The following is a 24,156-nucleotide window of genomic DNA, read 5'->3' as shown; positions in this document are numbered from 1 at the left end:
TTTGTTTAACGATTGACCTTAATGCCCTTCATAGGCCTCAGAACCATCCAGCTGACTTAGATAAGCCACCAAATCCCGCAGCTGGGTTTTATCCAGCAACAACCCCATAGGCGGCATGCCCGAGGGCGAGTTGGTTTGTGCGACAATATCGGCGCGAGCCACTTGGTGCGATTGACCATCGTTGGTTTCGATGGTCAGGTCGGTGTCAGACTCTGCGGTAAATAAACCTTCCACTTTAGTGCCATCGGTTAAGGTTACGCTAATACGCCCAAACCCTGGAGCGATACGCCCAGCTGGATCGACCATCGCTTGCAGCAACTGCTCATCCGTTAACTGCTGACCAATATGCGTCAATTCAGGGCCAACGCGACTGCCACGAGTACCAACAACGTGGCAACGAACACACTGCGCCGTACTGTTGTGACGGAACAAGTTAAGCCCAGCTTCGACGTCGCCACCGGCGAGAGACTCGGCATAGACTTGCATCGGATCATCGCGATCTTTGCTCGCCTCGTACTCTTGCACTAATTGTTGCAGGACATCGTTTCCGGAGTTTTCTGCAGCGGTAATCAGCTCTAACTTAACAGCTGGGGCAATAGCGCCGGCGATCAATTGATGCATCTGTTCGGTCAATACCTCTTCAGCCTCAGGCGCTTTAATTTGCGCTAACGATTTTAGTGCTGCCTGTTGCTCGGTCACCGAGCCTTGCGCCAATAAAATCGTATGCATATCAACCTTGGTCGACACCGGAATATCCAGTGACGGCACCATGGCCAATGCCGCCATGCGCACTTTTACCGCGTCGTCTTCCAGCGCTTGATAAATAGCCTTTTGCATATCGCTGTAATCGAGCACCTGCAAATTCTGCAGTGCGGCTAAGCGCACATCAGTCGAGTCGTCAGTCGTTAAAATTTCGTTTAGACGCGAGGCCGCATCGGCATACACCAGTGCACCCAGCGCGTTAACACTGGCTTTACGTACATTGGCGTCAGCGTCTTTTAACAATTGAGGATAGACATCGGCCAGTGCTGCTTTGGCGTCATCACCGCTGCCGGTGCGCTCGCCACGGTAACGTCCGCTCACGCGATCAAATACCGACGGCTCGATCCAATTGGCCAAAGTATCGACCGCCTCGGCGCGCAGCGGCGCTGGAGCTTTAGTATCAGCGGCGTAAGCGGCTAAACGTTTTGCCGCTGCCCCATCGGCGACAAAGGCGTTGGCGTTAATCACCCGACGCAGCAATGGCTCATTGCTAAAGCCAGTGGTGCCCAATAGTTTTGCCAGCGCAGGCAGAGCATCATCGATAAACAGATCATCGTTGATCGCGCGCGCTGCGTTAGTCACCACAAACTGGCTGTCATCATTCAAAAAACTTGCCAAGGCGGGACTTTTCAACTGCCGCAAGGCCACTACCGCAGCAATACGTACCGCCTCTGAGGCGTGCTTGGATAATGCCGTTAGAGCGTCAACATCACCAATACGAGCCAAGGCGATGGCCCCCCCTTGGCGCAAGTAAACATCCTCGTCGTTGTTCGACTCGAGCATGCTAATAATTGGGGCGGTCGCTTCGCTGTTGCCTAATCGGCCCAGAGCTTGCGTCGCAAAAAACCGTACCCGCGCGTTGCTATTGCTAACATTGGCAAGCAACGGCTTAAGTGCTGGTTGATAAGCTGCGTCACCTATAACTTTGGCAGCCTGCGCGCGAATCTCCGGATCGGCATCATCGAGCAATGCCAGTAAAGGTTCAGCGGCATCGGCGCTATCGCGAGCGATCTGGCCCAAGCCCCAAATAGCGTGAATCCGCGCTAACTGATCATCGCTATCGAGCGCAGCGATAAGAGTCGCCCGCTCATTGCGGTCTACCAATTCAAACTGCGCCTCAGAGCGCACCCGCATGTCGGCGTGAGCAAGTAACGAGGTCAATGTCGCGAGGTCGAGCTGAGCAAAATCGGTCGTTAACCATTTTTGGGTATCAGCCCGAGCATCGGAAGCGGCTGCAGCAGGAGTATCCAATCGCCAGATCCGGCCTTTGCCATTACGTCCCCAGCCTTCAATCCAATCACTGGCGTACAACGCGCCCTCTGGGCCAACATCTAAACCTGTGGTTTGTACACCGCGCATTACAGATTGGTCGGTTGCCAGTTCAAAGCCGGCACCATTGGGCTCAAGAGTAAAAGCGTTAATGCCCGAGCGTGGTGCAGAACCGGTGTACTGCACAATAAAGAAATGATCGACCCAGCGCTCGCTCAATGCGGTACCGGGGTTGTAGACCATGCCAGTAGGGCCGGCGTGGTAAGCGGCAATAGGTGGCAGAATATGCGCCGCCTGACCGTCAAAGCGCGGCTTGTACAACTCTTCGTCCATCCAAACTTTATAGGTGTTGTTTTTTGGATCGGTGTATTTACCAAACTGCCAGTTAATACGCCAGCCAGAATCGGAGCCATCAACCAAATACACTAGCCGCTCGGATTCACCCGGATGGTCACCGTCGTTATCAACGCTGATTAAGTTGCCGTATTTATCAAAAGTAAATTCATGAGTATTGCGCACGCCGTGAGCAAACACTTCAAAGTTACTGCCATCTGAGTCGCTGCGCACCACAACGCCCTGGTTGGGATAAGGGTATTGATTGCCGTCAACATCGACGATATGTGCACCGATATCACCGATACCATAATAAATCCGACCATCGGGACCTTTAGTCACACCCGACATGCCGTGACCACTAAAGCCGATATGCACGGCGAAACCATCGGAAATGGCAAGTTTCTCATCGGCCATACCATCACCATTGGTATCTTTTACTCGCCAAGCGCTGGGCGCCACGCCTAAAAATAATTCATCACTGCGGTTATCGTAGTAAATCCCACCGAGCACATCGGTGATCTCGGAATTAAAGTCTTCTAAAAAGGTTTGCGCACGGTTGGCTCGGCCATCGCCAGTGGTATCGCTCACTTGCAACACCTGCTCGTTCCGTATCGCTAAATCCTGCCAATCGTGTATGCCATCTTTGTTGTGATCGGGCACATCTTGCTCAGTCAGGTTTTTATCGGCAGCGAAGGTTTTGTGCAAAAATTCACGACGATCTTCATTCGTTTGCATCGCCATCGAGTCGGTTAACCAGTGCGGGTAAGGCCGAATATCAAACTCAGAATCATTGCTGCGGTGGGTGATTGCTACCCATGCTCGGCCTTGGTTATCCATACTTAAAGCGACAGGATCAGCCATCAGCTCTTCCGATGCCCACAACGTCATGTCGATGCCTTCGGTCAAATCTAAACTGACCTGCGAATTAATACGCTCGGCGCTTGCCGCCATTTCGGCGTCGGTCATTGTTACTGCTTTAACCGGAGCAGCTGCACTCTCGGTAGCTGGCAGGTTAGCATCGACAACGCCTGCAGCGGCAGCTGGGTCATCCTGAGTGCAGCCGGCCAGAGCAATCGCAACAGCGAGGGCGGTCAAACGAAAGGTAAAAGTAGCGCAGCGGATTTTTTTATGAGTTATCGACATAGTGCTCACTGTTATTGTATGAAGTGTTAAATTCTATATGACTAGATCTATGAGTTTGGAGTATAAGCCAGCAAAAGTGGCATTCAAGTTAAGTATTGTTTGCCTAGCAAACCCCACTATGCACCACAAGTTAGCCCCTGTATGCCTCTGCGCCCTAAAAGCAGGCGCGAATTTAGGTCTCTAAGCACGAATTAGCGGTGTCTGAGCTATTGGCGGATATCTTGCTTAATAATGTAAGTCTCTGGGCAATTAACTTCTACTTCCCGGCACTGAAGGTTTAAAGCTATGCATTACACTAAACCAATGATTGAACTTGTCATGGAGGTTCGCCGCCGCACCCCGGCAGAGCTAAAACCAAGCATCAAACTTGCCAATCCTGAACTACTAACGGAGCTGTTGAAGCATTACTTAGACTCCAGCGATACCATCACACGCACCCTGATTAAAGAGTTAATGAAACTCGCCGGCGAGCCATGGGTCAGCCAACTCAAAAACCCTGACAGCAGCGCAGTATCCAACCTACAAACCAAAGTCTATCGCGGCCAAACCAGCTTGGAGCAAAGCCCAACTAAATCAGCTCCCGAGCCCGCCGCCAAACGTCCAGTGAAAGTCTACCGCGGCCAAGTGGTTTACACCTAAGCGCACGCGCTGCAGTTATCGTGAGTCACCAGCGGTTACATTTAAAGAACTACTAAGCTGCACCGTTTAACCAACCACTTGCACTTTGGCCTACTTTTATACGCAGTTCAGCGCGCTTATCTTAACGAGTATTGACAAGCTATATCGGCCGGCGATACGGAAGAGCAATCACGCCATGACACGAGCGATCTCAACAAGAAAGTCGGCAACGCAGATACAACACTATGCCAACTCTGTACGAACTCGCTCTAACAACGCTTTGGTTGCACGAATACCTTCCGCCGCGGGAAGATCATGTCCTTCGTACTCAATCCCCGCATAACCGCGATAACCAGCCGCTTTTACCAGTTTAAAAATACGTAAAAAATCGATATTCGGCTCGTTACCTGCCGCATCAAACGTAAACGTTTTAGCGCTAACAGCGCCGGCATAGGGCATCAACTCGGCCACACCCTGATATAAATCGTACTGTTTAACGCAGGGCGAATCCCACAAATCACCCGCCTCACGCTCATAACAAAAATTACCAAAATCGGGCATGGCGCCGCAGTAAGGACTGCCGGTAGCTTTTAAAACAGCGGCGAGTTTAGCGCCGTGAGATGAGAATCCCCCGTGATTCTCGACCAAAATGTTAATGCCCATCGGCTTTGAAAACTCGACCAGCTCAACCAAACTTGCTACCGAAGCCCGATGCCAATCGTCGGCCTGAGCACTGCCGTGTAAGTTAACGCGAATGCTGTGACAACCCAGCTCGGCTGCCATTGCCACCCACTTGTGATGATTGCCAACCGACTGTTTGCGGCGTTTTTCATCTGCAGTGGCTAAATCGCCTTCGCCATCAACCATAATCAACAAACTTTTAACACCGTGATCGTCGGCTCGCTGTTTTAGGCCACGAATAAAAACAGGGTCGCGGGATTTATCCATAAAAAATTGGTTTACGTACTCGACCGCGCCAATATCAAAACTGGTACGAGCCACCGCAGGAAAATCTAGAGGATTTAATGATTGATCAAAAAAAGCTTTATTAAGCGACCACTGCGCCAGCGAGATATCAAAATGATAAGGCGCGGCGGTGGTTAACGCTTCGGCGCGTACCCCCAAAGCGGAACTGCCAGCCAAAGCACCGGCCCACTGCAAACAATGGCGACGAGATAAATCAGTCATACTAACCTCACTAAGACGACTCTTTTGCAGATGCAAAAGCAAAAACGGCAAAAATGATTACCTTACAAGAATTCTAGCGCCCGCGCACCTCAATGCTTAGCCTGCAAACTGATTACTTCAGCTCGGCAAACGCATTAACTTACATTCGATTCGTGTTTTAAGGCCTGAATTTGAAAGTCCGAATTAAGCTGCGGGCAAATTAACACGCGCCGCCCCGGAGGTGAGCTCTCCAAGTTCGGCAACCAAATCGGTCACGGCCGATTCCGGCACATCAACCGCAAGAGTAACATCGGCAAGGTACTCGGCGGCGTTAACTTGTATATTGTGCAGTGCTAGGCAGTGGCGGACACGCTCCTCATGGGCAAAGCTTATCGCTATGGTTATCGCTACAGACGGGGTCACCAAGCGCCAGCGCGCAATATCTAATGCACCCGAAATCGCAGCACCATAGGCACGCACTAACCCTCCAGCGCCCAGTTTGGTGCCGCCAAAAGTACGTACCACTACCGCCATACAATCACCTGCGTCTCGATGCTCTAAAACATTAAGAATAGGTTTGCCCGCCGTACCACTCGGTTCGCCATCGTCACTAAACGCCATACTTTTAGGCTGCAAGGCAGCGCCCAAAATGTACGCCCAGCAATAATGACTAGCGCCGGGGCGCTCATGTCGCAGCGCATCTAGTTGCGCCAATGCCGTTTCGCGCTCGGCAGCGGGGCTCAATACCGCCGTAAAGGTACTGCGCTTTTCTTCGAGCATAAATTCACAAGGCTCTGCCAACACTTGATAAGGCCGACTCATATCACACCACTTAAACCTTAACGTTAATAACCATCTTTAAGCTTTAAACAACCCAAGCGTGTCGAGCTGTTGCCGCTGCGAGGCTGTACTAAAATCGACATTGTGCAGACTAGCAATACTATTAAAGCAATCTGTTACTTGGGCAACATGGCCGCGTGTGTCCGACCCCGCAGCAACGACAGAACCGTAGCTAATACTAAAAAGCCCATTGCCAAGTTTATTGCCTGATGAAACGTTAACAGTAAAGGCTCGGCAAGCGCACTGCTCATAGGGCGCTCGCCCAAATGCCAGTGCACAAACAAGTTCACCATACTCATGCCGACCAAGTTACCCATCACCCGCGCCAAGTTAAGCGTTGCCGCCGCCACCCCCACCTCGTGAGCTGCGGCCGAGTGCATAACAACATGATTGTTGGGGCTTGAGAAAAAGCCAAAGCCAAAACCCACCAGCAGCAATGCCAACATAATATCCAGCCGCTCGGTGGTAGCATCTAACGTGCTAAGCAACGCAAAGCCTACCAAAGTGCAAGCGCAGCCGGCACTGGCCAGCCAGCGCGCAGGAAAGAAGTCTGACAAACGTCCGGCTACCGGTGCCACACAAGCCATCGTCAAAGCCTGTACCAACATAATCTGGCCCGCCTCACCGGCGCTGTAGCCACGTACATATTGCAAATACAAACTGAGCATAAAGCCCAGTGGGTAACTACTGGCATACATAAGCGATGCGGTAGTCAGCGACATAGAAAATAACTTTGATTCGCGAAACATCTGCACCCGAATCAACGGCGTTTGGGCGCGCGCTTGCATGCGTACAAACAGCGCAAGCAAAACCAAGGCAAGCGCCACCAAGGCTACATGCCCCAGCCCTGGGATTCCGGCTAAGCCCAACGCCAAACTCACGGCGACCGCGGCAAATAATATCGCCCCACGCCAATCAAATCGATCTTTACTGTGGCCGCGCCACTCACCGGGCACTCGCGTTAAGATAGCAAGCACCACCACAGCAATAGGTAGCGGCAATAAAAACACATGGCGCCAGCCCCAAGCCTCTGTCACCCATCCCCCCAGAGCCGGCGCTAAGGTTAACCCCAAATAAATACACGCGGCATTAAGCCCCAGTGGCAGGCCGCGCTTGTCGGCGGGAAACACCGAGATAAGCAGTGCCATACTGGTGGCAAACATCATTGCCGAGCCAATACCCTGAATAAACCGTAATACCAGCAGCGCCTCGATAGACTGGGCAAAAAAAGCCACGGCGCTGGCACCGGCATTGATACACACACCGAAAAAGAACAGCCGTTTACGCCCCCATAAATCGGCACACTTACCTGCAGGCAACATAAACATAATGTTGCTAATAAGCACCACAGTGGGAATCCAGCTAACCAACACCGCGTTCGCGCCTAGATCTTCGGCCAGCGCCGGGATCGCCACATTCACCGATGCCATACCCAATGGCGCCACAAAGGCACCAAGGCATACCATCACCAACACTCGCCAAGGAGGTGCGAGCTGAGCGACTGCGGGAGAGTTTGTGTTCAATTAGAGGCCTATTTACAAAAAACAACCGTATCGCGCACGAGTACGCGATAACAAAAAGCCGTGGTAAAACATCGGGAGTCATCGTATTAAAACACAATGGCTGACAATTAAGCCCGGCTTTACCCGTCTTTTCTCGATACACATTAAACCGCTTAAGATGCACGACTAATCGAGATGAAAACATAATCACAAAAATAGCGGGGATGGCAGACGGCTTAAATATCTGAGTAAAAAGAGTAGGCTTAACTGGAGACTAAGCGAAGAGCTGATGCTCCCCGTCAAAACGAAAAAAAACCGCAGCAAGGGGGCTTGCTGCGGTTTTTACAGGATGGAGACCAGCCTTGGGCTCAGTAATTGGCGAGATCCGTCTATTCCTTGCCTCACAATCCGTGTGGATATCCTTGTTAGGCCATAATCCCTATGACATTCCGTATACTGCCTCTGAACCGCCATAGTCCCTATGCTCGTGTTCAGTGTTGTATTATGAGCCTCTTCACCCAGCGGCAATAGTCGTCTTTGTCACATATTCTTGTAAGAGATGTCGTACAAAAGTTTTAAAAAACCTCTTCTGGCTCTAAATCAAACAAGTACTGTGGCGCAACATCTAACTTACGACTGATATCGTCACCCTGAGTTTTTAATAAATCTATATCAGCTTGATCGAGATCTTCCCCTAAGCCCTGTCGAATCACAATCTCAACCCGACGGTTACGTGCACGGTTGTCGCCGGTACTGTTATTAACCAATGGTCGGGTATCAGCAAAGCCCGACACCTCAAAACGACGCGGGTCGAGATAATCTCCCAGCAACAGCTGCGATGCCACCGAAGCGGCGCGCATAGCGGATAGATCCCAGTTAGAGCGGAAGCGCGCCGAGCTTATCGGGATATTGTCGGTGTGCCCTTGCACCTCGATACGTCCGGGTTTAAGCATTAATACCGCACGGATCTCATCAATAACATCGTAGTAATCTGGCGCTAAGGTGGCGGTACCTGACTCAAACGAGCCTTTCTCGCGAATACGAATAATAATCTGCCGCCCCCGAGTTTCGACCTCGAGTTCGCCATTGGCAATGCGCTCTTTGAGCTTATCTGCCAGCTCGGCCGCATCAGCGCGGGTTTGCGCCACCAGCTCTTGCATGATCTGCTCCAGCCGTTCGCGCGCACTATCGTCCATATCTGGCTCGCCGCGCTCAATATCGTACTCTTGCGAGTCGCGCACCTCCAGACTCATTTGGGTAATGTCCTGGGTACTCTGAAAGATCTCGTTGATCGGGGTTGGCTCGGGCTTACCGGGGCTAAACTCTTGGGCAATTATGCTGGTGCCCTTGGGGACTTCATTCACCGATATCTCAGCTTGCACACCAAACGCTTGCGCCAACGAGCCGGCCAAACGCTTAAATTTCATGGCGTCCATTTCTGAAAACGACAAGAGCAACACAAAAAAGCACATCAACAGCGCCATCAAGTCGGCAAAAGTCGCCATCCATGCCGGCAGCCCAGGGGCGCAGTCGCAGCCCTCACCGATATCTTCGTCATCAGTATTCATAGGTATTAACTATCCGCCGTATCGGCGACATCACGCTTACGCTCGGGCAAATAGGTGCGCAACATGCTGTCAATAACCCGCGGGTTTTGCCCTGCTTGAATCGCCAACAAGCCATCGATAATCATGCTTTTAATCATATGCTCTTCGGACGCACGCAGTTTAAGCTTGTCGGCAATAGGCAGGCACACCGCATTAGCCAGCATCGCCCCGTACAAGGTTGTCAAAAGAGCCACTGCCATCGCCGGGCCAATCGCTTTCGGGTCATCCATATTTGCCAGCATCGCCACCAAACCAATCAGTGTGCCTATCATACCCATGGCTGGTGCGACATCGCCTAATGCGGCAAAAATAGACGAGCCACTATTATGTCGCCGCTCGGCTAACGAGCGATCTTTAGACAGCATCACCCGCACCACGTCAGGATCGTGCCCGTCGACTAACAGCTGAATGCCTTTTTGCAAAAAATTATTGGTGACCTCCTTGCCCTCTAACGACAGCAATCCGCCTTTGCGTGCGGCATCCGCTAGGTCTACTATTTCGTCGATCAGATCTAGCGGCTCGTCTATTTTGTTGACAAAGCTTTTTCCTGCCACTTTAAACGCACTTAGAAAATGGCTTAAACCAAATTTAGCCATTACCGCAAATACGCTCCCCCCCAGCACGATGACCAGTGACGGGCCATTGACAAACATGCCTATCTCGCCCGACATGAACATCGAAACAATAATCAGGCCTACCGCCCCAATTAGCCCGATCAGCGTTGCTAAATCCACACACATCTCCTTACTTCTGCACGACTTTATCGGTTGCGACGAACCGCCAAAGCACCCAAGCCCACTGCAATTAAGCCTATTGTAATCATAATAGTACCCCTAACGCGGAAAAAGCGCGTTAGGTACTGCCATCTACCCGCCATCAAACGGTATAATGGCCACCAATCATTGCCCGCAGTCGGCTGTAGTATTTTTAGCTATCGGCCACCAGTGCAGGAACATAACCCTAAATTCAATGCCTTGCAGACAATACAGGTTGCCGTATGCCCGCCAAGAAAAAAAGCCTCGATCTAGAATCATCACTGTCCGAGCTAGAATCAATTGTCGCGCAAATGGAAACCGGCGAGCTAACCCTGGAACAATCGTTAGCGGCCTTCGAGCAAGGCATTAAGCTTACCCGCAACTGCCAAACACGCCTACAGCAAGCCGAACAGCAAGTACAAATGCTCATAGAACAAAACGGCGAAGCAACCCTGACCGAGTTTGATACCCCAGACAGCACACAAGATAACGGCGCGGTTTAATGACCGACTTTACCGAGTACGCCAAAGCCTTGCGGGCGCGGATTGATATCGCGTTAAACCAAGTTATCCCCGAGACCCCCAATAGTCAGTTGGCCGAGGCCATGCGCTACAGCTTAGCCAGTGGCGGCAAGCGTATTCGACCGCTGCTGCTGTTTGCCGGTTATCGTGCCACTGCGGGCCAACAAGAACACCCAGCACTCGAGATTGCCGCCTGCGCACTCGAGGCGATTCACGCATACAGCTTGATCCATGACGACCTCCCCGCCATGGATGACGACGCCTTGCGCCGTGGGCGCCCCACCTGTCATTTAGCCTTTGACGAAGCGTTAGCCATATTAGCTGGCGATGCACTGCAAACCCTAGCGTTTGAGTTATTAGCCGACACCCCTGGGTTGACCGACAGCACCCGCGTGCAATTGATTCGCAGCCTCAGTCGCGCCGCCGGTATGCGGGGCATGGTGGTAGGCCAAGCGATTGATCTAGCCGCGGTCGATACCGAGCTAAACATCACCCGCTTAGAACACATGCACCGCTGTAAAACCGGCGCGCTAATTGATGCCAGCGTTACCATGGGTGCTTTGATAGGGGGTGCCAGCGACCAACAGCTCAATATTTTAGCTCGTTACAGCCGCTCGTTAGGGCTAGCGTTTCAAGTGCATGACGACATTCTTGACGTAACCGCCGACACCGCAACCTTGGGCAAACAACAAGGTGCCGACCTCGCTCGCAATAAGCCCACCTATGTATCGTTATTAGGCTTAAGTTCGGCCCAGGCAAGAGCTTACGAGCTATACCAAGAAGCGCTGACCGCCCTTGCCGAGCTCGACGGCGATACCGAGCTGCTGCAACGTATTGCCCACTACGTGATTGAGCGACGCCACTAATCGGTAGCCAGTGTGCCGTTAAATACCTACAATAGCGGGTTTCCGCAAGCGATAAAACGTTCATGTTTAACGAAATTCCCACACAGCGTCCCGTGACCCCGCTACTCGACACTATCGAGTCGCCGGCGGATCTGCGTGAGCTAAACGAAAAGCAACTGACCACCGTAGCCGAAGAGCTGCGAGCGTTCTTGCTTTACAGTGTGGGACAAACCGGCGGCCATTTTGGCGCAGGGTTAGGCGTGGTCGAGCTGACCATTGCGCTGCACTATATTTATCAGACCCCGGATGATCGTTTAGTTTGGGACGTAGGCCACCAAACCTACCCCCACAAAATACTCACAGGCCGCCGTGAGCGATTACTCACCATGCGCCAAGCCCAAGGCTTATCTGGGTTTCCTAAACGTGAAGAGAGCATCTACGACACGTTTGGCGTAGGCCACTCGAGCACCTCCATCAGCGCCGCACTGGGCATGGCGCTGGCCGGTGGCGAGCGCAAGTGCGCGGCCATTATTGGCGATGGCGCCATGACAGCCGGCATGGCATTCGAAGCGCTCAATCATGTCGCGCACACCGATGCCGACTTGCTCGTGATTCTTAACGACAACAATATGTCGATCTCACCCAACGTTGGGGGGCTGGCCACTTACCTCTCTAAAATCTGGGGCAGCAAGTTTTATAATTCTTTGCGTGAAGGCAGCAAACAAGTACTGACCAAAATCCCGGCCGCGTGGGAATTTGCCAAACGCACCGAGGAGCACTTTAAAGGGTTTGTCTCGCCCGGCACCTTATTTGAAGAAATGGGTTTTAACTATATCGGCCCTATCGATGGTCATGATCTGCCATCACTGGTGCGCTATCTACGCAACTTGCGCAGCATAAAAGGCCCCAAATTACTGCATATCATCACCCAGAAAGGCAAGGGCTTTGAACCGGCCGAACAAGATCCAGTGGGCTACCATGCACTGAATAAGCTTGAGCCTACGCCCAAAAAACCAGTGTCTAACCGCCCCAAGTTTCAGACCGTTTTTGGTCAATGGCTGTGCGATATGGCCGCGCTTGAGCCCCGACTTACTGCAATTACCCCCGCCATGTGTGAAGGTTCGGGGATGGTCGATTTTGCCCGCGAGTACCCCGATCGCTTTTTTGATGTTGCTATTGCCGAGCAACACGCCGTAACGCTGGCCGCAGGTATGGCTTGCGAAGGACTAAAGCCGGTAGTCGCCATTTACTCGACTTTTTTACAGCGCGCGTATGATCAATTAATTCACGATGTCGCGCTGCAAAACCTCGATGTCACCTTCGCCATCGACCGTGCCGGCCTAGTGGGTGAAGACGGCGCGACCCACGCTGGCAGCTTTGATATTAGCTACTTGCGCTGCATCCCCAATATGGTGATCGCCGCCCCCAGCGATGAAAACGAGTGCCGCCAACTACTCTACACCTGCTTTTCTCACAAAGGCCCAAGCGCGGTGCGCTACCCCCGCGGTACAGGCACTGGCGTAAGTATTGACTCCGCCATGAATGCCTTGCCCTTGGGTAAAGGCGTGGTGAAGCGCGAGGGAGTTGAAGTCGTCATTTTGTGCTTTGGCACGCTGTGCAAAACCGCTCGCCAGGTAGCCGATAAAATAGGCGCTACGCTGTGTGATATGCGCTTTGTTAAACCGCTCGACACCGACTTAATCGACGTTATGGCCGCCCGCCACAGGCTGGTCGTCACCTTAGAAGAGAACGTCATCGCCGGCGGCGCAGGCTCGGCGGTTGCCGAGCACCTCGCCGCAAGCGCGCAAATTACACCACTGCTGCAATTGGGGCTGGCCGATGTGTTTATTAATCACGCCAGCCAAGCCGATCAACTCAGCGGCCAAGGCCTTAATGCCGAAGGCATAGCCGATGCCATCAGTACCCGCCTTGCACTATTAGCGCAACCTAGCACCGGCCGGCTAGCGCCTTAAGCGCGGCAAACTCGCGCGGCCAAACTGACGATAGATTCATTGCCCCCGCACGACAAAGCGAGTATCCTAATTAGTAATTACTCTCATTACCAACCAAGAAACATTCCACGCTATGACACCCAGCCCTATCTCGACCGCTAGCGCTCCACAGCAGCGCCCTCGCTCACTCGATCAATGCCGCAAAGGAGAAACCTTGCGCATTACCGAGCTGCTCAGCCAGCCTGCGTTTGGCGCCCAAGATGAGCAGGTAACCTTGCGGCTAAAAGAGCTTGGCTTTTTACCCGGCGTTAGCATGACGGTGCTTGGTTACGGATTTTTAGGACGCGACCCATTGGCGGTAAAAATTGCCGGAACCAAATTTGCTTTGCGCCGCAGTGAGGCGAGCAAAGTGGCAGTGGCAACGGAGGATCAGCCATGAGTGTCCAAGCGTTACGCTTTGCCCTTGTAGGCAACCCAAACTGCGGTAAAACCTCCATTTTTAACCGTTTAACCGGCGCCCGCGCAAAAGTTGCCAACTACCCCGGGGTAACGGTCGAGCGGCGCACTGGGCCGGTGTCTGGCACAGCAAGTCCGGCTCAGTTAATCGACCTGCCCGGCACTTACAGCCTGCATGTATCGTCGCTAGACGAGAAGGTTGCGCGAGATATTATTTTGGGACAAATGGCTGGCGAAGCGCCTCCAGATGTCTTAATTGCTGTGGTCGACGCCACCAACTTACGCCTGGGCCTACGTTTAGTGCTAGAGCTAAAAAAGCTCGGCCGGCCGATGATTTTAGCGTTGAACCAAGCAGATGCCGCCACCCACCGCGGTATCAAAATTGATACCGACGGTCTAGCCGCCGCCATCGGTGTACCCGTCGTCGAGACTGTCGCGATTAAACGTCACGGTTTAAATGCCTTGTGCGACGCGATGGATCAGATTACCGCGCAACAACAAAACACCCAAGCTAATGTGATCAGCGATGCCGATGCCAGCCGTCAAGAATCGGTCGAGTCGCTCTACCAACACATCGAACAGCTCACTGCAGCCTACGTAACAGCCCCGCCCGACACCATAACCTGGCAAGATAAGCTCGACCGCTTTGTGATGCACCCTGTGGCCGGTCTTATCACGCTATTTGTGGTACTGCTGCTGATATTCCAGGCTGTATTTGCCTGGGCCGCGCCTATTATGGACTTGATTGACGGCAGTTTTGGCGCCTTAAGTGAATGGGTGGCCGCGACACTCCCAGATGGTATTCTTAAAGATTTTCTAGCCGACGGCTTAATCGCTGGGGTTGGTGGCGTCTTGGTGTTTTTGCCGCAAATTATTATTTTATTCTTCTTTATTCTATTGCTCGAAGATTCGGGTTATTTAACCCGCGCCGCGTTTTTGCTCGATCGCCCCATGCGCGGCGTCGGGCTATCGGGCCGCTCATTTATTCCGTTACTGTCGAGCTTTGCCTGTGCCATACCGGGCATTATGGCGACCCGCACGGTACCCGATCCACGCGAGCGTATTATCGCCATTATGGTGGCGCCACTCATGACCTGCTCGGCGCGCTTACCCGTGTATACCCTCATCATCGCCGCGTTTATTCCCAGTCAAAAAGTCTGGGGAATCTTTAACCTGCAAGGGCTTACACTATTTGTGCTGTATATGGCGGGAATTGTCAGTGCCGCCCTAATGGCTTGGTTGATGCGTCTGCGCCGCACTCGTGAGGAGTTTCCACTGTTGCTCGAACTGCCCGCGTATCGCTGGCCGTCGGCCTACCATTTACTGCTGGGATTACGTGAACGTACCTGGGTATTTTTACGTCGAGTGGGCACCATTATTCTCGCACTCTCCATCGTGCTCTGGGCGCTATCGAGCTTTCCGGGACCACCCGCTGGCGCGGTTGGCCCGGCCATCGAATACAGCTTAGCGGGCCAGCTTGGGCGCTTTATGCAGCCGATATTTGAGCCAATGGGTTTTACTTGGCAAATGTGTATCGCGTTGATTCCAGCGATGGCGGCACGCGAAGTTGCCGTAAGTGCGCTGGCAACCGTGTACGCGGTTGGCGGTGATACCTTTGAGCAAGCCTTAGGTCAAACTTTAGGTCAAAGCTGGGGGCTACCTACAGCTTTGGCTTACTTGGCTTGGTTTGTTTACGCACCTCAGTGTTTAGCCACTATTGCCGTGGTGCGCCGCGAAACTAACTCGCGCTCGGCGACAGCCTTTTTTACCATTTACTTATTTGCCTTAGCTTACTTTTTTGCGGTTGCCACCTATCAAATAGCAACCGCCGTTTTAAGTTAAAAAACGTTTAAAGACCCGTAACCAAGTAAATAGATCTGCGTTAAATAACCGCGCGGCTCAACAGGAGAAACACCATGTGGCAAGAGTTAATCGTCGCCGTCTGTGTTGTGCTGGCCACTATTGCTGTGGTGCGCCGCATGCTACCTGGGCGGCGCTCAAGCTGCTCCAGCGGTTGCAGCGGCTGCAGCGCACAGTCGGCGTGCTCAACCGTTAGCCGCCGCGATGCTAACATCGAAGTTCACACCATAGAGGTTCAACCTAGCCGCGGCGCCTGACAGTACTGACGCAAAAAATCATCGTGGTTCGGTTGCGCCGCAACTACCTTATCAATGGCATTGACACCACTGGCCAGCGAACGCTTCAGTGCCTCGTAATCAAGCGCATCAACCGTCCGGTTATAATCATCAGGTAGCTGCCCCATACCCGTTAACACCATCTGCCAGCTAGACGGCTGAAAAAAGTCCTCTACGCCCGCAAATAATCCGCCCTGCTGACGAAACAAGGTTAATTTTTCCTGCAAACTTTCAGGCAGTGTTAACGCGCGACAATATTGCCAAAACTCGGTATCTGTTCGCTCGCTGGTACAATAGTGGACAACTAAAAAATCTCGAATCTCTTCATAATCGGCTTTGATGCGCCGGTTAAATTCATCCTGTAAAACTGTTGCACAGTCGGCCTTTGGATAAAGCCTTATAAAGTGTGCCAGCGATTTTGACACCAGGTGGATCGCGGTAGACTCTAACGGCTCCAGAAAACCTTGCGCCAAACCAAGAGCGAGGCAGTTTTTGTACCACACCTTACGCCGAATTCCCGCGCTAAAAGGAATCACTCGTGGCTCGTTTATCGCCTCGGTATCGAGTCCATTAAGCAGGGTGTTACAGGCTTGTTGGTCGCTGCTAAATTGACTGGAATAAACATAACCATTACCGGTGCGCGATTGTAATGGGATACGCCAGGTCCAGCCCGACTCACGCGCGGTCACAAGAGTAAAAGGGGTTGTTTCGGGTGGCTTTTTACTTTGTACGGTAACCGCCCGGTCGCAAGGCAGCCAGTTCGACCAATCGTCGTAACCGGCCTGTAAAGTTTGCTCGATCAACAAGCCAGTAAAACCGCTGCAATCAATAAAAAAGTCGGCACTCACACTCGCGCCATCGTCACATTGCAGGCTCGCAATAAAACCACGCTCATCTAGCACCGCATTTTGTACGTGCCCCTCCCGCCGCTTTACACCCAACGATTGAGCGTAATCCGCAAGGTATCGCCCCACTAAAGTGGCATCAAGGTGCAACGCATAACGTGCATTGGCAAGCGGGGTCTTAGCTGCATTAAAAGGCAGGTAAAATTTTCCGTGCTTGGCCAACTGCGCCTCGGGCGAGTGCGCCAACAAGGGGGTAAGGTCACCCATCGCTCTAGACTTTAACCAAATCTGGTAAAAATCATGGCCATCAATAGTGCGGCCGATATCACCAAAAGAATGGAAGTAATCTTCGCCTTTTACTCGCCAGTCAGAGAACTGTATACCCCACTTAAATGTCGCTTGAGTTTTTTGGATAAAGTCGACTTCATTGATACCGGCGCGTCGAATAAAATCAATAAATAATGGCACGGTCGCCTCACCCACGCCCACAATCCCAACATTAGGCGACTCGATCACCTCAATGGTGACATCAGTGCCTTTAAAGATATTTCCGAGGGTCGTGGCCGCCATCCAGCCTGCGGTGCCCCCGCCTAATATCACAAACTTCTTTATTGCGGTTAACTCTGCCACCCGCGCTCCTCATCGGTACGATTAGGTTTATTTTTTATGGTTAACTTTAAAGTTATGTAAGAATATCGACTCAACCTGCAAACAATGTTGCTATGTGGGTTGATATTATTTATCTTTGATTAGCAGTGCAGCCTGTGCGGCGCAACTAGTAGATAATATAAACGCCTAGGGCGATTAAACTTCTCGGTAGTATAATCTACAGCCGTGTATTTTACTCGCAACAATATTTGGCTAAAAATGCCCGCCATCGACTGCCTGCCCATGATGCTCGCCATAGAATGCCCAGCCAAGAGAGTCCTTATTTCTGAGATCACCGAATGAGGCTTGACACTTTATAACCATTTTATAGCTACCTTTTTATAGCTGCCCTTATCATTGCCTTGCCGGTAATCCGACCGCTATAGCGACTAGGATTAACGGCCCGCTCGATCGGCAACAAATAAGAAGCCAAGCTAGCAAAACAGTACTCAGCGGAGCACCACATGAAAAAAATACTGACTACACTCACAATTTTCCTGCTCGCCGGCTGCGGCAGCCATATAGATCGAGGCGCCGCCAATGGGGCAAGTAAGCTCGCAGCCACAAGCACCGAGCAGCTAGCGCTAATTCCCTATCCAGAATCCGTAACACGCTTACCCGGCACCTTGGTGCTGCACAATGTCGTCCATGTCGAAGCCGCCGACGGCACGGCAACATCAACCTTAGCACTTAAGAATTTACTTAAGACTTTGGATATTACTCGCGACACATCGGCCAGCACTCAAATCCAATTGTATTTAGTCGATGAACCCGCGCTTGGCAGTGAAGGCTATCGGCTCGATATCGATCAGCAAATTATACTCAGTGCCAACACCGATACCGGCCTGTTCTACGCCGTGCAAACCCTGAGCCAGCTGTTGCCAAGTCAAGTACAAGCCCACTACGAGCTGCCCAATACCAGCATCATCGACAGCCCAACGTTTAGTTGGCGCGGTAATATGCTGGATGTTGCTCGTAGCTTTTTATCGGTAGAGTACATCAAGGCGCACATTGATCGGATGGCACGCTTTAAGCTCAACCGCTTACATCTACACTTAAGTGACGACCAAGGATGGCGTATCGAAATCACAGACTACCCTAAGCTTACCCAGATTGGAGGGGCCAGCGCAGTCGACGGTGGCCGCAGTGGTTTTTATACACAGGCCGAGATTCGCGACTTAGTAAAATACGCGCAAGACCGTCATGTAACTCTAGTGCCAGAGATCGACTTACCCGGTCACACTCAGGCGGCCATTGCCTCTTACAATGAACTGGCCTGTGATGATGTTACTAACCTCGCCCCCTACAGTGGTTTAGAGGTTGGCTTTAGCAAATTGTGCTTAACCGACCCAGATACAACCTACACATTTGTAACCGACGTACTAACCGATATCGTAAAACTATTTCCATCGCAGTACATTCACATCGGTGGCGATGAAATTAAAGACCCGCTCTACCCAGAGTTTATCGCTCGTGCCACTCGGATTGTCGCCGATTTAGGTCGCACGGCCATCGCTTGGGAAGAGGGCTCGGTGGCCGACAACGATCCGGACGTACTGCTGCAACTATGGAACGATAAATACGACATACAGCCGGCGCTTGATCGTGGCCATCAACTGATTTTGTCGCCCTGTAGCTACAGCTACTTTGACCACGGCAATTATCAGGGACAACCCAATACTTACGATTGGTGCCGCAAGGAAGGCGTACCACTTGAGCGTGCATACCAATTAAATCCGCAAGCTTACACGCAAATTTTAGGCGTGGAATCGGCCATGTGGTCAGAGCTGATTCATACCGACCACACCGCCGACAACCGACTTTGGCCACGCGTGACAGCGACTGCCGAACTCGGCTGGAGCCGCGCCGAAAATCGTGACTACCAAGAGTTTTTAACGCGTCTTAACGCTCTGCGCCCGATGCTCGACGCTATGGGTATCCAGTACTACCGCGAGCCTGCGTTAAACTGGTAGCCGGCAACAAGCCCGGCGCGATAAACGCGCCGGCTATTTTAGCGTTACTGTAGCGGGAGCAATGCCCCGCTACCTCGTCAAACCATCGGCTCTCGACGACACTTCACGATCCTCCGTGTTAAACTCGCTGCATCTTTAAATAATCGCCACTGCGGCCACACAGCGAGGCACATTTATGCCTGAATTTAGACAATCTCTCGAACTAAAATCATTTCTCGGATTACTGTTATTGGTGTCCGTCGCATTTTTAGGTATTTTACAACCGTTCTTTGGGCCAATTTTTTGGGCCTGCGCTCTGGCCATTATTTTTTATCCAGCGCAAATTCGCTTTTTAAGTAAATTTGAAAACCGACCCAATATTCGCGCATTAATCACTCTGCTGTTTTGTTTGATCATTGTCATTATTCCGGTCATCTTGCTAGTCAGCTCGGTTATCGGTCAGGCGGCAACGTTATACCAACAAATCGATTCCGGGGAGATCGACCCTGCCAAAAAAATTGAACAGTTTCAGGGCGGCTTTCCTATTGTGCAAGACACCCTAGAACATTTTGGTGTAAACCTTAATGATCTAAAAGATCAAGCGGTAAACTTTGCCATGAACAGCGGTAAGTTTATTGCCCAGTACACCTTTAACATTGGTCAAAATGCATTTAAGTTTGTACTCGATTTTTTCTTAATGCTCTATCTTACTTTCTTCTTTTTGCGCGACGGTAACAACCTGCTAGAGCTAATGATTCGCGCCCTCCCCATGGGTGATACCCGCGAGCGCTTACTGTTTTCCAAATTCGCTGAGGTAACCCGTGCAACCGTTAAGGGTAATTTAGTGGTGGCAATTGTACAGGGCGCACTGGGCGGGTTTATTTTTTGGGCGCTAGGGGTTCCGGCGGCATTGCTATGGGCGGTTGTTATGGCGTTTGCTTCACTACTGCCAGCGGTGGGCGCGGCTATTATTTGGGCGCCGGTTGCGGTGTATTTTTTGGCGGTGGGAAATTATACCCATGGCATTATTCTAATTGTCTTTGGCGGCGGTGTAATTGGCTTAGTTGACAACTTTTTACGTCCAGTACTAGTGGGCCGTGACACCAAACTGCCCGACTATCTAGTGCTGCTATCGACCTTAGGCGGCATGGCATTATTTGGCATAAACGGCTTTGTCATCGGGCCTTTAATCGCCGCGTTGTTTATAGCATTTTGGGGAATCTTTATGCGTGAAATCAATATCGAAGAGCCAAAAGAAGATAGCTCGCCGGAAGTTTTAGAGGACATCTTAGATGACGATTCAAGTCCTGCCGAACCGACCAGCTAACGCCTTCACTTTGCGCCAAGGCTGCAGCCTTGGCGCAAAGATGCTTCACCCACAACCCGCCAGAAGCCTTATGTTACGCTCAATCTTGCGGCATCGATGATATCCATTAGGCGGGCCAAATAGGCATCTTTAGGCCTAAAGCTCCCTTGGGTTTGCCGTTTAAAGTCTCGCTCTACACTATCGAGCATATGCCTAAGACGGCGCTGATGAATGCCCAGACAACCTTGTAGCGGGTCTGATATCAAGCCAGAAAAGCAAGCAAAAACGGCCATTAACGCCATCACACCGGTCGCCGACAACACAACCAAGCTAGCACCCGGCTCAACCGGAAAGAGCGTGTAATACCATCCCCCCAACGTTGGGCCCAAAATAAAATCCCACGCGGCGGCTCGATTGGCAAAAGCACCCGCTAATACCACGCCGATTGCGAGTCCACCGGGGGTAAATTTTTGCAGCGTAAAAGCCCCAGCTAAGGTTGCCACCAGGGTGTTACTAATATCAGCCGTTGCTGTACGGGTTAATGTGTACTGAGTTAACGCATTAGCCAAATTACGCCCTAAACGCTGCTCGTGCTCCGCGTCTAATTGGGTGAGTGATTCGTGCCCGACAATAGCGGCGACTATGCACTCACGCAGTCGATTTTTATTCTCAGAGCGCATTAATAACTCGCGCTCCGCGCATGTCATTAAATACCGCTGCACATCAGTTTGCATACCGCTGGGAATACGCATCAACTGATGCGCTAATTTAGCTCCGCCACAGGTATGGCTTAACCACGCAAGGCTGCGAAAAACAATGTAAAAAGGCACCCACAACAAATTAAACGGTGCCCGTAATATATCCCAGCCCAACGCTCGCCGATTAGTATGCCAAGCGCCAGGATAGAAAAAATGCTGCTTTACAAAACTAGGGATGCGAGCGCGACACTCGTTAAAGTAATCTTCAATACCTTGCTCGATTATTGCCATTAAAACCGAATTATTGGCAGGGAGGCTTGCTTTGTTTGTCATACGGCAACGACTTCTAGTAAGGAGGCGCTCTTTTGCCTTAAGCAAACATGACACCTTAGCGGCGATCTAACACCAAAGGCGGCCATTATACCGCTACTCTTGCGCCACATAGGAAGCCTTTTTAGACTTGATTATTTTTACAGTTACCAGCAAAGGGTTATGATCAGAGCTTTCGTAGATTGGCACTTCGGCGGCGTTAATGGTGACACCGCGCGACCACACATAATCCAATGCCAGACCAAAGGTAAGCGTTCTGTTATCAACTGGAAATTCGGTCGCCACTAAACCAAGCGGCGTCAGCACATCGGTTAATACCTTACGTCGTGAGTAGCTCCAGCTGTTCAAGTCGCCCGCAAAAATAATCGGGCCTCGATGAGCGCGCATAATGGCTGCAGCCGTATTTAGTTGCGCATGGTAAGCCTTAGTACCCCACGTAAAATTAATAGCGTGTAAGTTTATCGCCAATAAGCGCTCACCATTTTGTAGCACATACTCGACTACATTGGTGGCTTTTGGGGTATTTAGCCAAGGTTCTTGATGGCTAAATTGGCAGTGTACCGAGGCTGGCCAATGGCTTAATGTCATCACTCCAGACTGCATATTATCTGAACGATACCCAGGCGAAAAACGCCAATATGGTTTTAATGATTCAAGGTTTTTATCTTTAAACGCCTCTTGCAGCAAGACGATATCTACCTTATGACTTAAAGCTGTTAAATCTTCTAATAAATTCTTATTTTGCGCTTTATAGATATTCCAACTTAATATCGAAAAAACATTGGGCAGCTGATATTCCAAACCATAGGTTTTTGCTCGACTACGGCGAAGCTTTGCCTGACACTGATCGGCACTTTTTGCGCTGCCGGTTAAGGCTTTTTCGACATCGTTTAAAGTGGCCTTGGGCTCGGGCAAACTTACATCATTAACGCTTTGTGCAGTGCCGCTTAATACCGTTACCGGCAATATGCACAAAGCCATCGAGCACCGTATTATTTTTTTAATCTTACAGTAGCTCAACACTTTGGGTGCCGATGTATATTTTTATCAGATGGATGTCTAAGCGAGCAAAGCATGATCGGGCGTATATTAAAGGCTGACCACTTTAGCCCTGCGCTTAGGGCTCGATCTAAAAACAGTACATTCTGGATATTTAAAAACAACATTGAATTCCGCTAGCAATATCGCCACTGTGTCATGTGAACTTGGGATTATATGAATTTTGGGTTATGCCTATCTCACCTAGACTATAACACTTCACTCGCCCGCTGGGCTTTTTGCAATTTTCGCGTAAGCCCCATCGTCTCGTAGATATCTACCGCAAGCTTATAAAACAACTGTTCTCCTGGGTGCTTTTTAATGGCAATCTCAATTTTTTCTGCGGCCAACTGATATTCAGCATTGCGATAATACTGAGATGCCAAACGATATTGATAGTAAGGGTTACTCTCGCGATACTTATACGCCAGTGCATCGAGCTGTTCGGCCAGAACAAGCCTGCCGGTATAACGATAGTGCTGGCTTAAATTACGTATCGCCGTTAAATCTTGCGGATTGCGTGTGAGCGCTTCGGCATAAAGCGCCTCGGATAACTCATGCAAACCTTGTTGACGGTACAAGGTAGCTAAATTATTCCATAAAAAACTCTGACGATCATCCAACGCCAAAGCTTGCTTTAAATTATAAAATCGGCTGTCAAGTGTATCACTTTGCGGGTTGGTGGGAGCAATGGCGAGATTGTTATAAAACTGGCTTTTTGCCGTGCGGTCACTAATCGTTTGTTGCGAGTAATATGCTCGGTAATTACGCATATCTAAGTCGATCACAAGCGTATCAATATTATGCCGCAATTTAACTTTGACGTTAACGTGTCGCATAAACTGCAATCGGTCGTCAATTCTATCCCACGTGGGCGGAATCGCCACATCGTTGATATGCGCTTCCAGCCCAATGTGGCGAGCCATAGCCACAAACAACAATGAAAAACTCAGGCAGTTGGCTCGCTGTAGCCGATAAGCTTGGGCTGGAGTATAAGTTGCGCTGGCCTCGTACTGTATACCTCGGCCACCGCCAGACTCGGGTAACAACAGCGCGTCATGCAACGCTTGAACCCTATCAGCGTCGTTGCGTGCAGCACTTACAGCTTGTTCGGCAAAGTGTGCCATTTGGGGAGTTATAGCAAGAAGCTCGTCGGGGGCAATACGCTGGGCGGGTATTTGCTGCAAAATATCCAGCTCCGCCCCCGATAACGCACGATCAATCAAGGCTTTGTCGGGCGCCGAGACAAATTGACTCACACTCGTGTTGCTGCAAGCGCAGACAGAGGCCAACAACAGGCACGTAACGACGCTTTTTAACTGTCGTTTTAAAGCTACCCCAACCATAGCCCGCCCTCTTGTCTTAATTAACACCTTATGAGTATAGGCGATCCTCAAGCACAGGGCCGAATTAGTCGCAACAGGCTTCACC

General features: G+C 51.1%; 19 protein-coding genes. 9 read left to right on the top strand and 10 right to left on the bottom strand.

What is annotated here, in order from left to right; translation table 11 throughout:
* Positions 1-18 precede the first annotated feature (18 nt).
* On the bottom strand, positions 19-3,510 hold the full coding sequence (locus tag GILYN3_RS13140) for a HEAT repeat domain-containing protein (RefSeq protein ID WP_049723417.1): 3,492 nt from the start codon (positions 3,508-3,510) through the stop codon (positions 19-21).
* Positions 3,511-3,795: 285 nt separating this feature from the next.
* Between GILYN3_RS13140 and GILYN3_RS13135 the strand changes: the two genes are divergently transcribed.
* Positions 3,796-4,149, top strand: a complete 354-nt coding sequence (locus GILYN3_RS13135) for a hypothetical protein (protein ID WP_049723416.1) — start codon at positions 3,796-3,798, stop codon at positions 4,147-4,149.
* 222 nt (positions 4,150-4,371) lie between these two features.
* On the opposite strand, the gene GILYN3_RS13130 is transcribed toward GILYN3_RS13135, so the two are convergent.
* The 5 genes from GILYN3_RS13130 to pomA all read right to left on the bottom strand — a co-directional run bounded on the left by GILYN3_RS13130 (position 4,372) and on the right by pomA (position 9,978).
* Complete coding sequence (locus GILYN3_RS13130; protein ID WP_049723415.1) at positions 4,372-5,316, bottom strand: sugar phosphate isomerase/epimerase family protein; 945 nt, start codon at positions 5,314-5,316, stop codon at positions 4,372-4,374.
* A 183-nt stretch (positions 5,317-5,499) separates the two neighbouring features.
* Complete coding sequence (locus tag GILYN3_RS13125) at positions 5,500-6,117, bottom strand: IMPACT family protein (RefSeq protein ID WP_049723414.1); 618 nt, start codon at positions 6,115-6,117, stop codon at positions 5,500-5,502.
* A gap of 134 nt (positions 6,118-6,251) precedes the next feature.
* Positions 6,252-7,658, bottom strand: coding sequence for an MFS transporter (locus tag GILYN3_RS13120; protein ID WP_232305594.1), 1,407 nt, complete (start codon positions 7,656-7,658; stop codon positions 6,252-6,254).
* Positions 7,659-8,212: 554 nt separating this feature from the next.
* Entirely contained in the window at positions 8,213-9,205 is a 993-nt protein-coding gene (locus GILYN3_RS13115) for a flagellar motor protein MotB (RefSeq protein WP_049723412.1), read from the bottom strand.
* A 5-nt stretch (positions 9,206-9,210) separates the two neighbouring features.
* Positions 9,211-9,978 (bottom strand): flagellar motor protein PomA, encoded by a 768-nt coding sequence (pomA, locus tag GILYN3_RS13110; RefSeq protein WP_049723411.1) that lies wholly within the window; start codon positions 9,976-9,978, stop codon positions 9,211-9,213.
* Positions 9,979-10,241: 263 nt separating this feature from the next.
* Between pomA and GILYN3_RS13105 the strand changes: the two genes are divergently transcribed.
* The 6 genes from GILYN3_RS13105 to GILYN3_RS13080 all read left to right on the top strand — a co-directional run bounded on the left by GILYN3_RS13105 (position 10,242) and on the right by GILYN3_RS13080 (position 15,890).
* Entirely contained in the window at positions 10,242-10,502 is a 261-nt protein-coding gene (locus tag GILYN3_RS13105) for an exodeoxyribonuclease VII small subunit (protein WP_049723410.1), read from the top strand.
* Positions 10,502-11,386, top strand: coding sequence for a polyprenyl synthetase family protein (locus tag GILYN3_RS13100; RefSeq protein ID WP_049723409.1), 885 nt, complete (start codon positions 10,502-10,504; stop codon positions 11,384-11,386). The genes GILYN3_RS13105 and GILYN3_RS13100 overlap by 1 nt, the downstream gene beginning before the upstream one ends.
* A gap of 62 nt (positions 11,387-11,448) precedes the next feature.
* Positions 11,449-13,338, top strand: a complete 1,890-nt coding sequence (gene dxs, locus GILYN3_RS13095) for a 1-deoxy-D-xylulose-5-phosphate synthase (RefSeq protein WP_049723408.1) — start codon at positions 11,449-11,451, stop codon at positions 13,336-13,338.
* A gap of 112 nt (positions 13,339-13,450) precedes the next feature.
* Positions 13,451-13,756, top strand: a complete 306-nt coding sequence (locus GILYN3_RS13090) for a FeoA family protein (RefSeq protein WP_049723407.1) — start codon at positions 13,451-13,453, stop codon at positions 13,754-13,756.
* Complete coding sequence (gene feoB / locus GILYN3_RS13085; protein ID WP_049723406.1) at positions 13,753-15,615, top strand: ferrous iron transporter B; 1,863 nt, start codon at positions 13,753-13,755, stop codon at positions 15,613-15,615. Before GILYN3_RS13090 ends, feoB begins: the two co-directional genes overlap by 4 nt.
* Before the next feature lie 74 nt (positions 15,616-15,689).
* The gene (locus GILYN3_RS13080) at positions 15,690-15,890 is read left to right on the top strand and encodes a FeoB-associated Cys-rich membrane protein (RefSeq protein WP_049723405.1); all 201 of its coding nucleotides are present in this window, start codon (positions 15,690-15,692) and stop codon (positions 15,888-15,890) included.
* Here GILYN3_RS13080 and GILYN3_RS13075 read toward each other — a convergent pair.
* On the bottom strand, positions 15,869-17,383 hold the full coding sequence (locus GILYN3_RS13075) for a tryptophan halogenase family protein (RefSeq protein ID WP_232305593.1): 1,515 nt from the start codon (positions 17,381-17,383) through the stop codon (positions 15,869-15,871). The genes GILYN3_RS13080 and GILYN3_RS13075 overlap by 22 nt on opposite strands.
* A gap of 482 nt (positions 17,384-17,865) precedes the next feature.
* Here GILYN3_RS13075 and GILYN3_RS13070 point away from each other — a divergent pair, with 482 nt between their 5' ends.
* Both GILYN3_RS13070 and GILYN3_RS13065 read left to right on the top strand, forming a co-directional pair.
* Complete coding sequence (locus tag GILYN3_RS13070) at positions 17,866-19,374, top strand: beta-N-acetylhexosaminidase (protein WP_049723404.1); 1,509 nt, start codon at positions 17,866-17,868, stop codon at positions 19,372-19,374.
* A 175-nt stretch (positions 19,375-19,549) separates the two neighbouring features.
* Complete coding sequence (locus GILYN3_RS13065) at positions 19,550-20,680, top strand: AI-2E family transporter (protein WP_049723403.1); 1,131 nt, start codon at positions 19,550-19,552, stop codon at positions 20,678-20,680.
* A gap of 68 nt (positions 20,681-20,748) precedes the next feature.
* Here GILYN3_RS13065 and GILYN3_RS13060 read toward each other — a convergent pair whose 3' ends face one another.
* The 3 genes from GILYN3_RS13060 to GILYN3_RS13050 form a co-directional block, all read right to left on the bottom strand.
* Positions 20,749-21,690: a DUF6635 family protein gene (locus tag GILYN3_RS13060; RefSeq protein WP_049723402.1), complete on the bottom strand. Its 942-nt coding sequence runs from the start codon at positions 21,688-21,690 to the stop codon at positions 20,749-20,751.
* Positions 21,691-21,783: 93 nt separating this feature from the next.
* Positions 21,784-22,668, bottom strand: a complete 885-nt coding sequence (locus GILYN3_RS13055; protein ID WP_049723401.1) for an endonuclease/exonuclease/phosphatase family protein — start codon at positions 22,666-22,668, stop codon at positions 21,784-21,786.
* A gap of 266 nt (positions 22,669-22,934) precedes the next feature.
* Positions 22,935-23,984: a transglutaminase-like domain-containing protein gene (locus GILYN3_RS13050; RefSeq protein ID WP_198147355.1), complete on the bottom strand. Its 1,050-nt coding sequence runs from the start codon at positions 23,982-23,984 to the stop codon at positions 22,935-22,937.
* Positions 23,985-24,156: the final 172 nt, after the last annotated feature.

Source organism: Gilvimarinus polysaccharolyticus, assembly GCF_001187555.1.
Lineage (GTDB): Bacteria > Pseudomonadota > Gammaproteobacteria > Pseudomonadales > Cellvibrionaceae > Gilvimarinus > Gilvimarinus polysaccharolyticus.
Note: the sequence above shows the minus strand (reverse complement) of the source record. Positions and strands in the feature narration are given on the sequence as shown.